At 42.9% G+C, this 9,818-nt stretch carries 8 protein-coding genes and 1 pseudogene; 4 read left to right on the plus strand and 5 right to left on the minus strand.

Going from position 1 to position 9,818, the window contains the following annotated elements:
* The 3 genes from H5185_RS19010 to H5185_RS19020 all read left to right on the plus strand — a co-directional run.
* Positions 1–465: MFS transporter (locus tag H5185_RS19010; RefSeq protein WP_182742873.1), on the plus strand; the 465-nt coding region annotated here is incomplete at its 5' end.
* Between the two features lie 132 nt (positions 466–597).
* A complete protein-coding gene (locus tag H5185_RS19015) occupies positions 598–951 on the plus strand; it encodes a HopJ type III effector protein (protein WP_182697475.1) in 354 nt (117 codons plus the stop codon).
* A 165-nt stretch (positions 952–1,116) separates the two neighbouring features.
* Positions 1,117–1,602: a hypothetical protein gene (locus H5185_RS19020; protein ID WP_182697474.1), complete on the plus strand. Its 486-nt coding sequence runs from the start codon at positions 1,117–1,119 to the stop codon at positions 1,600–1,602.
* A 186-nt stretch (positions 1,603–1,788) separates the two neighbouring features.
* Here H5185_RS19020 and H5185_RS19025 read toward each other — a convergent pair whose 3' ends face one another.
* The 3 genes from H5185_RS19025 to H5185_RS19035 are packed head-to-tail and all read right to left on the minus strand — an operon-like array spanning position 1,789 to position 6,466.
* Entirely contained in the window at positions 1,789–3,063 is a 1,275-nt protein-coding gene (locus H5185_RS19025) for a cytochrome c (protein WP_182742874.1), read from the minus strand.
* A complete protein-coding gene (locus H5185_RS19030; protein ID WP_124015592.1) occupies positions 3,060–3,596 on the minus strand; it encodes a (2Fe-2S)-binding protein in 537 nt (178 codons plus the stop codon). Before H5185_RS19030 ends, H5185_RS19025 begins: the two co-directional genes overlap by 4 nt.
* Entirely contained in the window at positions 3,593–6,466 is a 2,874-nt protein-coding gene (locus H5185_RS19035) for a xanthine dehydrogenase family protein molybdopterin-binding subunit (RefSeq protein WP_182742875.1), read from the minus strand. Before H5185_RS19035 ends, H5185_RS19030 begins: the two co-directional genes overlap by 4 nt.
* A 626-nt stretch (positions 6,467–7,092) precedes the next feature.
* Here H5185_RS19035 and H5185_RS19040 point away from each other — a divergent pair.
* Positions 7,093–8,247: a diguanylate cyclase gene (locus H5185_RS19040; protein ID WP_182742876.1), complete on the plus strand. Its 1,155-nt coding sequence runs from the start codon at positions 7,093–7,095 to the stop codon at positions 8,245–8,247.
* 203 nt (positions 8,248–8,450) lie between these two features.
* On the opposite strand, the gene H5185_RS23480 is transcribed toward H5185_RS19040, so the two are convergent.
* Both H5185_RS23480 and H5185_RS23485 read right to left on the minus strand, forming a co-directional pair.
* Positions 8,451–8,894 (minus strand): methyl-accepting chemotaxis protein, encoded by a 444-nt coding sequence (locus H5185_RS23480; RefSeq protein ID WP_404948346.1) that lies wholly within the window; start codon positions 8,892–8,894, stop codon positions 8,451–8,453.
* Between the two features lie 96 nt (positions 8,895–8,990).
* A pseudogene (locus tag H5185_RS23485) lies at positions 8,991–9,773 on the minus strand (PAS domain-containing protein); the annotation flags it as partial.
* Positions 9,774–9,818: the final 45 nt, after the last annotated feature.

The following is a 9,818-nucleotide window of genomic DNA, read 5'->3' on the forward strand; positions in this document are numbered from 1 at the left end:
CTAATTTCTGCAATGATTTTTACCAATGCCTTGGTGATCATATCAACTCAATTTTTACTATTAAAATTAATGGCCGGCTCCAGTTTAATTCATCGGATCCAGTTCGGATTGATCCTGTTGATGTGCTCACAAGTGTGGTTAGCATATAACCCGATTGATTTATTTTGGGGCTGGATTGGCGCCATTATTATCATGAGTTTAGCTGAAACCATTTTGTTCCCTACGATGAATGTGCATATTGATCGACTTGCGCCTAAACATTTGCGAGGAGCCTACTTTGGTGCGGCATCATTTTATGAAATTGGTTTCGCGTTTGCGCCATTGGGCGGCGGGATTATTCTGGATCATCTTGGAGGATATTGGTTATTTATTATCGGTGCCATCTTGTCGCTAGTAGTGATTTATTTATACAGTATTTTGGATAAGCTACCGAGGCCTAATTTTGCTGCAATAGAGTTGAGCTAAAGGTCAAGCTCTTTGATGGTCAGTTACCATTAAGGCTTTTTCACTATAGTAAGTGGCGCTATTTTGCTATTGTTTTGCGTAATCTGATGTGGATGAGTTAACTTTTATTGTATTGAGGGAAGGGCGTATTTTATGGCTGTAACACAGATTAGTGAATTTATATCCTCTTTAACTGAGCGAGCGGAGACCGTGAGCTTTGAAGAGTCTATGGCATTGATCGATAGCCATTATGATTTTAGTCCAAGTGCATTTAAAAATGGTGATCTGCTCAATGAGGCAGGGCAGAATTCAGGTTCTTGTAAGATCTTGGCATTTGGACAAATTCATCAATTATCTAAGCCGCAAACCTTGGCAATGTTCGGCCAACATTATCGAGATGTTTTGGCCACGCCACAGGGCTCTGATCATCAAAATATCCGTCAGTTTTTACAACATGGTTGGCAAGGAGTGTTGTTTTCACAGTTGGCATTGGAACTGAAGTCATAGCCGTATAGAAACATGCTATCGATTAATGTCGACAACAGCGTGCAATAGCACTACATTTGCAGCCACATCAACCGTATCATTAAAAGTATTTGGTTTTAACGGTAAGGCATATCGTTGGTTAAGCATGTTTACTAGCGCCTATTTGATCGCAAAGGAATCAATTTTATGAATCGTTATATATTACCTCTTATTGTGTTAAGTACCTTAACGGTGCTTTCAGTCAGCCACAGTGTTGCTAAAGATCATGATTCGCATGAGCATAGCCATAAGCAAAAATCTGAAAAACACGACAAAAAACATCATAAGAAACATGATAATGATAGCAATAATTACCAGACTTATTTTAGTAATGACCGTCAGGTAATTATTAATAATTACTATTATACCAGCCGTGATGCCAAGCATTGTCCACCAGGGTTAGCCAAGAAACACAATCGCTGCGAACCACCGGGCAGTGTTAAACAATGGCGTAAAGGCCAAGCGCTGCCTGCGGATGTTGTTTACTATGATGTGCCTTCTGCGCTAACCGTCCAGCTAGGACGGACACCTGAAGGACAGAAAATTGTTCGTGTGGGGACTGATTTACTATTGATCAGTGTCGGTACTGGTATGGTGATAGATGCAATACAAGATCTTAATGATGTGTTGTAGGGAGTTGCTATAACACTTGATTAGGATAAAGCTATTACAAGGCTTTTAGTGCCTTGCTTAATACACGGGTTTATCCCAAAAAATGTTAATGTTTATCGCCTCCCCGCCCAAGCCAACTGTTATCTGCATTGCAATAAAAAGCCGACCCCAGGTCGGCTTTTGTTTAAGCTGATATGTTACACATGTTTAATCATGTTCGAATATCACTTCCTTTAAATCACTGATCGTATTCAAGGTTAAATCGCCTGGTTGAGGACTCCAAGTCACTCGCAGGTAGTTAGCTAAGTCTCTTAGCTGCTCATCGGTAAATTTATCAGCATAGCCTGGCATGGCATAAAAGCTGGTGGTAGTGTTGTAATGTTGGCTTTTAATTCCCTTTAACATCACCGCGACTATGTTGTGGGGGCTGGCTTTATCTAAAGTGGCATTTCCTGCCATGGCAGGGGCCACATTAGGTCGACCTTCACCACTTTGACCATGACAACCGGCGCAATATCCCATGTAGAGATCATACCCAGGTAATTTACGCTGATGGCCGTTAAAGGTGAGCGCTTTCGCGGCTATCTTCTTATCGGTATCGAGTAAGTAACTGCTTACTGCGAACATATCATCGTCAGTTAAGTGGCTAAAGCTGTGGTACACCACAGGATACATGCCACCAAATACTGTGCCTTTTCGAGAATACCCCTCAGTAAACAGTGACTTTAAATCATCATGAGTCCAGTTTTGGCGATTCAGTTCGGCTGGAGTAATATTCGATGCTTCAAGCCCTTCGATAATTGCACCTTGAAAGTGTTTGTCTTGCTCCATGGCAAATAAGCTGTCTCTTGGAGTATGACATTCAGCACAATGGCCCAAAGCATTGACTAAATAGTTACCGCGGTTCCAACGTTCACTCTTATCTTTCTTAGGGGTAAACTTTTTTGCATCATGGGCGACTAAATTCCATGCCTTAAGGCCAAAGCGGACGTTAAAAGGGAAGTAGACATCATTGTCGAGATTAGCTTGTTTAATGGGTTTGGTGTCCATCAAATAAGCATAAATCGCTTGGGTATCTTCATCGGTTAACAGGCTGTAAGACGTATAAGGCATCGCAGGATATAGATTACCGTTTATGCCGACACCATGATGCATAGCATCAAAAAAATCTTCGTAGCTGTATTTACCGATACCTGTTTCTTTGTCTGAGGTGATATTGGTTGAGTACACAGCGCCAAATGGCGTTTCGAACGGTAAACCACCGGCTAATTCGCGGCCACCCACTGCGGTATGGCAAGCCACACAGTCACCTATCTTCATCAGATAAGCACCGCGTTCGATGTCACCACTATTATTGACATGCTCATCGGCCGCGCTACAAGAACTGGCGAACACGCTTAGACCTATGGTCAATAATAAATTTTGACTTAGTTTACCAACCTTTATAAGGCGGGCGGTATATTGTTGGTCGCATGGTTTCATGAGAGTGTTAACCCCTTTGTTTTGAGGATTAAATCTTTCATCGCCGCATAGTATTTAACGTAGCCAGTACAGCGACATACGTGCTCAGCTAAAGCCTCTTCTATCACTTGCTCCACTTTATCTTTGGCGATAGGTTTACGTTCAAGTCGTTCTATCAGTGCCGTCGATTCATTAACAAATCCTGATGTACACCAACCGCATTGAAACGAGAAATGTTCCAAGAAAGTTTGTTGTACTGGGCTCAGTGTAGTGATTTCGCCTTGAGCATTTTGCTTGGCATGGCCTTCAATGGTACGAATACGTTTGCCATTAAACCGCTCGACGCCGTTGATACAAGTGCGGACAACTTCACTCATGCCTTGGTCGTCATCGACGATGACAGTGCAGGCATGACAGACGCCAACGCCGCAACCAAACTTAGTGCCAGTGAGATTTAAATACTCATGTAAAAATTCAATCATCATGGTGCCATCGCCGACATCAATCGGGCCAACAGCTTGGTTATTTATGGTTAACTTTATTGACTGGCTCATGCCATGGCCTCCTTGATTTTTTTCGCTGTCATAGGCAGATCGTAAAAGCGCACTTGAGTCGCCTGATAAACAGCTTCAACCAGTGCGGAAACGACAGGTATCATCACCACTTCGGCAATACCACGGCTTGGATCTGTTTCAGACAATTGCGGTAAAATAGTATGTCGCTGACTCCAAACGCCAACATGCCTTGCTAGCGGTACCTTATAGCGATTGAGGTTCCACGTACCGTTACCCGCTCCTGCTTCAAATGGCGGTAATTCTTCATGTAGAGCATGGCCAATTCCCATGGCAAGACCGCCTTGAATTTGCCCCTCAACTAATTCGTTCACAATCACTTTACCGGCTTCTAACCAAGTGTGAGAACTCAGTAATGTGACTTCACCATTGCCTTCATTTACTGCCACTTCGACTAAGGTTGCGCACGGAGCATAATAAGTCACCATGGCATTATTCAGCTCAGCTTTGGGGTAGCGCATAGCTTGACGATCGATTAAGTGATAACCGTTAGAGTTCATGCGAGCGATACGAGCAGCGCTGCCATGATATTTATCACCTTTTCCGTATTGCAATGCTAAAGCATCTAGCGCGATACGCTCCTTGGTTCCGAAAATCTCAAAATCCGCTTCGGCCCACGCCCAGCGGTTAAAGGCATGACCCATTACGCCAACCACTAAGCCCAAATCATGGGCGCGTTTAGCCAAGATATCGATTGAAAGCGGAGGGAAGCCCAATGCAGTTAGCTTGCCGCCAGTCCAACGGCCATCGCGGGGGTCATTGAGATTGGTTGCGCCCATTGGCGTATTGAAATACAACTCGTTCCAAATAGACACGGCTGCGGGCCACAGTCCGTGACGATAAATAATATCGGCGGCAATACGGGTAACATGGCTTTGATAATACGCCGACATCGATGCCGATGATGCCATGGCTTTAACCGGTGTCCAGCGAGGGTTAGCGGCCATTTCATCTTGGCGTTGTTGTGAAATAATATAAGGATTGTCGGTTTGTACTAATTGCATCGCATCCCAAATATCGATTTCGGCCAGTTTCACCTCATCGGCAAAATTCCCTAGCGATTCACTCACCACTACAGCTTGAGAGGTTTGCGTGCCAGTACCCATTTCGATAAAGCCAATATCCAAGCTTATTTTACCGTCTTTAGACAATTGAATCGCAGCGCTGGGAGCCGCGGCGCCTGTACCATAGTCTTTAGTGGCAATACCAAAACCAACGCCATAGCGCATGCCAGGGTGTTTCGCTTCATAGTCTTTTTTATTGATTACGCGTTGTTGCCACACGGTATCTTGTTCGGCCATGTCGAGCATTTCACGATAGCGCAGGGTGCCATTAGGTATTGCACCTTGGGTATTACGTTGCCCCGAAACCATCACATTAGCCGCTCGTAACTTAAACGGATCGACCTCTAGCTCAGCTGATATCTCATGGATCATACTTTCCATTGCGGTCATCGATTGCAATGTGCCATAACCCCGCATCGAACCCGCATCAGGATTACGCGATGCATAAGCGGTGGCGACAATGTCATTACGCGGGGTGTAGTAAATGCTTTGCATTGCTGTCGCGCCAACCGAGGTTACGGATGGGCTGAAGTTTTCACGTCCACCGCCATCAACCGTCATCTGTGAAGTTAATGCTTGAATTTTTAGGGTCGCTTTATCGACAGCTAAGCGGCTTTTCATGGTAAACGGATGGCGCTTTAGACCTGATTGAAATTGCTCAAATCTGTCGTTGGCTACACTTACTGGCCCCTTGGCATAAATGGTTGCCAGTACACCATAGTAAGGAAATATCGAATGATCTTTCGCGCCAAAACCGCCACCAATATAAGGCGAGTGCACCACGAGATTATTCACTTTACCCGCTAATGGCCCCGACGACAGCATGTGCACGGCCATCTCTTGGAAGTCTTGTGGCGATTGTGCAGTAATCACGGTATGGAATGTTTGGCTATTGGCATCAAACCAACCATTGAAGGCCTCTGGTTCCATCATCATAGGATCGATGATTTGAGTGCGATATTCCCGCTCTAATACTTGCCATTGCTGACTCGTTTTAGCACTTTCAATTTGTTTATCTATTTCGCCAGCATAAAAAAGACCGCGCTCAGACACTGAGCCTTGGGCATTTGCATCACCTGACCATTCGGGTTTGTAGTTTTTAATATTGGGAAAAAACAATCCATCGTGCAGTGGGCTGTATGTATCCTCACTGGCACCATCTTCTCCTTCTACCCGAATAATACGCCAATTGGCATAAGGGTTTTTAGTCTCGGATACAAAAGGTGTTTCTTCACCATAGCGCAACAAAGCCTTGTCAAATTGCAGTAAAGATTTAGCTTGTTTAAAGGCATGAAAACTGTCGAATAATAAAATCGCTACTGCATGCCCCAGATAATCTGCGGTCTGTCCCTCGGCCAGCAACATATTATCACCGTAAAAGTCAGGCAACTTAACCTTGTCGCGGGCAAGATCTGCCGCAGTGATCACCTTGTAGGGTTTAGCCGAAGCGGGGAGATGGTCGAGCGAGAAGCCTTGATAAACATGGGCTGCATCAGTGGCTCGCAGGATAAAAGCATAGCCTTGCTGTTTTGGCCAGCCTGCCATATCCATTGCGCGGTAGTCGCGGCCATAGACTTTTTGGCCAGTAACTTTGGCAATACCGTCGTTACGAAATTTGGGAGTAGATTGCCCGTTAGTCTGAGTTTGCCATTGTGCCGCTAGTTCTGGAGAAATAATCGACGCATTGGCTCGACTCATTTCCCACAGTAAAGGCGCTGAATAAACAGCCACGCCACCAATCACGCATTGTTTGATAAAGGTCCGTCTCGACGCATTAGATACATCCATATCTCACCTCTGAAATTTTAATAGTAAAATCAGGCTCTAATGTAATATGCGCCTGATAAGCTTTTTCCTTGATGGTAATTTTCACTGTTAAATAATGTTGATTATCAACATAACGTATAACCAAGTTAGCACGATAAAATTGCAAATAACAATTGCAAACCACTTTGCTAATGGGCAGTACATCAGCCATCTTTTAGGCTAAGTGATAATACTAAATAGAACATAATCATATAGTTGTAGACATATACTATGTGCAGCGCTATCTTAAGCCTACTACAAGGATCAACCTTAAGCGCTTAATCTTGGCGATTAATGGCAAATGGCATCAGGATGATGTGTCACGTAGCGCTTACGACATCACAATGACTTTCTTGGCAATCCATTTTCAACTTGTTGATAATTAATATATCTTTAGCCTAATTCACCTAGATAATCTCTGTGTTTTTAAGTGAGTTAGCCGGTTATTGTAGCTTGCTAAGCGGTGCTGAGATTAACAACAGAATGATAAACTTGATGGCATTGAGTGAAATACAAGTCGATAAGCTTACCACAGAGTTGCTTTATGGTTAATTACTACCATTAATTGATAGATTCAAAAGGGGATCTATTTAGTTGCTAGGAATGAAATGCATTTACCCACGCTGATTGTCATTACTTTACTCACCAATTTGTTGATTGGTTTTTACTTGTCGATACTTTATCGACGCAGACCTAAAGACAAGTGTTTTAAATATTGGGCGCTATCATGTGGCTGCTTTGTTTTTGGCATTTCAGCCTCGGTCTCTAGAGGATATGACGTTCCGGCATTTTTTAGTTTTTTTGTCGCCGATTTCTTCCTCATTGTCACAGCAGTATTAGTCTTACTTGGGTTAATACGCTTTTCACGATTTCGTTTCACTAAAGCTAAACGCCAGCGTAGTATCGCCATTCTCTGTTTAATGACTTTGGCACTATTCTTTAGCTATCATAATCCGGCGTTAGTTACCCTAGTTGGTTCCTTGAGTGTTGCAATGCTATTTATTGCCGGTGCCTGGCTTATTAGGCGTTCAGTATTTAATGAACCTATCTACACAGGAACACTGCAGTTCATTTTTATTTTGCACAGTGTCGTTTTGATAGTTCAAGCCGCACTCGTTTGTTTTCATTGGGATAACATCAATTACAGTGGTTTGCCTGAACAGGCCATATACACTCTGCTTAGCCACGTTACATTGACAACACTTACAGCTTTATTATTGCCTTGGTTGTCATTTTTAAAACTGGAACGGAGTCTTACTATCAAGTCACAACGGGATGGTTTGACTAAGCTGGCTAATCGCACATTCTTTTTCAGCCAGGTTGAACGTCATTGGCTGCAATACCCGCAGGTAAAGGTCGTGTTGATGATGATTGATATTGATCATTTTAAGGAGATCAACGATAAATTCGGCCATCACGTTGGCGATATAGCCCTTAAAGCGGTAGCTGATATTATGTCTAAAGGACTCAGAAGCCACGATCTTATCGGTCGTATTGGTGGTGAAGAGTTTGCTGTTATCTTATACAACATTGAGTTAGATGTAGCGCAGCAAATTGCTAACCGTCTGTGTAATCAAGTCATGAAGCAAATGGCTGTTATCGATGGTCATAATATTAATCTGACCATCAGTATCGGTATGGTGCAAGTTTTGCCAGCCCGTAATCAGATCCATGGTGCTTTTAAAGTTGCCGATGAGGCGTTATATCACAGTAAACACAGTGGCCGAAATACGGTTACCTTAGGTCAACTTACTGAGGTATAAAGCTAATAGAGGCCCGATGCTTACGCTGTCCTCAACCTAGTCATGGCGCTTAATTAATGTTTAACAGCAAATGACATTATTGATGGATACCCTGTTGCAAAGCCATTGTTAAACTAACAAAGAGATTGAGATATTAACCAATGCCTCAATCTCTTTGTGTATAAAACGTAGAAATAGAATTAACTAACATTAAGCATTAAGTATTAAGTATTGAGTTGATTGGCAAACTGACCAACGGCATTAACAACCTTTTGTGCCCCATCTTGAATTTCTGACATTACCTCTCCAGATTGGGTAGACAGAGTTAATCCTTGTAGTGCTTGTTTTTTCCCCGCCTCAATCATGCTAACGGCATTTTCAGTGAGTTTTTTGTTTTTAGACACTACCTCAACGATTTCTTCGGTAGCCTTGCTGGTGCGGGATGCCAGCTGTCTAACTTCATCGGCAACCACTGCAAAACCTCGGCCTTGTTCGCCAGCGCGAGCCGCCTCAATCGCGGCATTTAATGCCAGTAGATTCGTTTGGTCGGCGATACCACTGATACTTTGCACCAATGCCCCAATCATTTGCGACTGTTTGTCTAAATCTTCAATTCCTTGGGCTGCAGCGTTCATTTGTAACGCTAACTTGTTCATGACCTCAACCATCTCTAACAACACTTTATTACCTCTTTGTGCTGTAATATCGGTTTGTTGAGAGGTGCTGTAAGCGATATCGGCCGCTTCTGATATCGCCTGTTCACGGTTGACTTGGTCTGTAATAACAGTCGCAAATTTCACCACTTTGTACAGCTTATTATAGCTGTCGAAAATCGGGTTGTAGGAGGCTTCTAACCAAACAACTCTGCCATAGCTATCAACACGTTTAAAGCGATCAGCAACAAAATTTCCGTTACGAAGTTTTTCCCAAAAATGTTGATATTCGGTGGAGTTATACTCCTGCGGTTCACAGAACATTTTGTGGTGCTTACCGACAAGTTGGTTTTTTTTGTAGCCCATGGCATTTAAAAAATTATCATTTGCTGTTAGCACAGTACCATTTAAATCAAACTCAATAACCGCAGTAGAGCGTTGTAAAGCTTGGATTAAATCCTCATGCTCTTTTGAGGTTTCAATCGTGCGGGTAAGATCATTGGCGTATATCGAGAAATATTTTACTTCTCCGCTGCTCTTTTTTACTGGCTGTAAAATTGCCCTTAGCCAAGCCTCTTCACCATTACCTTTAATTATTTGTAGTGCGCCAGCCCAATGTTGCGACTGTTTTATCGCAGTACACATTGACTTGTAATGAGCTGTTCCTCTGGCGCGTTGAGGCACCATATCAATTAACTGTTGTCCAATGGGAGAGTGTTGTTGAAACAACATATCATTAGTAAAGTGTTGATTTATTTCAGTTACTTTGCCATCAGCAGCTAGTGTCATTACTAACATCTCACTATCGAGACTTTTTCTGACTTGCTGCATGGAAAACAATTCTTCTTTCAATTGTTCATTTTCTTGCTTTAAGCGACTATTAAACATCAACATATAGATTTCCAATAAGAGTTATTAATTAAGTTATTGAGATGAATT

Origin of the sequence: Shewanella sp. SG44-6 (assembly GCF_014164185.1) — a bacterium.
Taxonomy (GTDB): domain Bacteria; phylum Pseudomonadota; class Gammaproteobacteria; order Enterobacterales; family Shewanellaceae; genus Shewanella; species Shewanella vesiculosa.

What these genes read in the sequence shown, in the direction of transcription:
- H5185_RS19015 (WP_182697475.1), top strand. Translation starts at nt 598, where the DNA reads ATGGCTGTAACACAGATTAGTGAATTTATATCCTCTTTAACTGAGCGA.
- H5185_RS19020 (WP_182697474.1), top strand. Translation starts at nt 1,117, where the DNA reads ATGAATCGTTATATATTACCTCTTATTGTGTTAAGTACCTTAACGGTG.
- H5185_RS19025 (WP_182742874.1), bottom strand. Translation starts at nt 3,063, where the DNA reads ATGAAACCATGCGACCAACAATATACCGCCCGCCTTATAAAGGTTGGT.
- H5185_RS19030 (WP_124015592.1), bottom strand. Translation starts at nt 3,596, where the DNA reads ATGAGCCAGTCAATAAAGTTAACCATAAATAACCAAGCTGTTGGCCCG.
- H5185_RS19035 (WP_182742875.1), bottom strand. Translation starts at nt 6,466, where the DNA reads ATGGATGTATCTAATGCGTCGAGACGGACCTTTATCAAACAATGCGTG.
- H5185_RS19040 (WP_182742876.1), top strand. Translation starts at nt 7,093, where the DNA reads ATGCATTTACCCACGCTGATTGTCATTACTTTACTCACCAATTTGTTG.
- H5185_RS23480 (WP_404948346.1), bottom strand. Translation starts at nt 8,894, where the DNA reads ATGGTTGAGGTCATGAACAAGTTAGCGTTACAAATGAACGCTGCAGCC.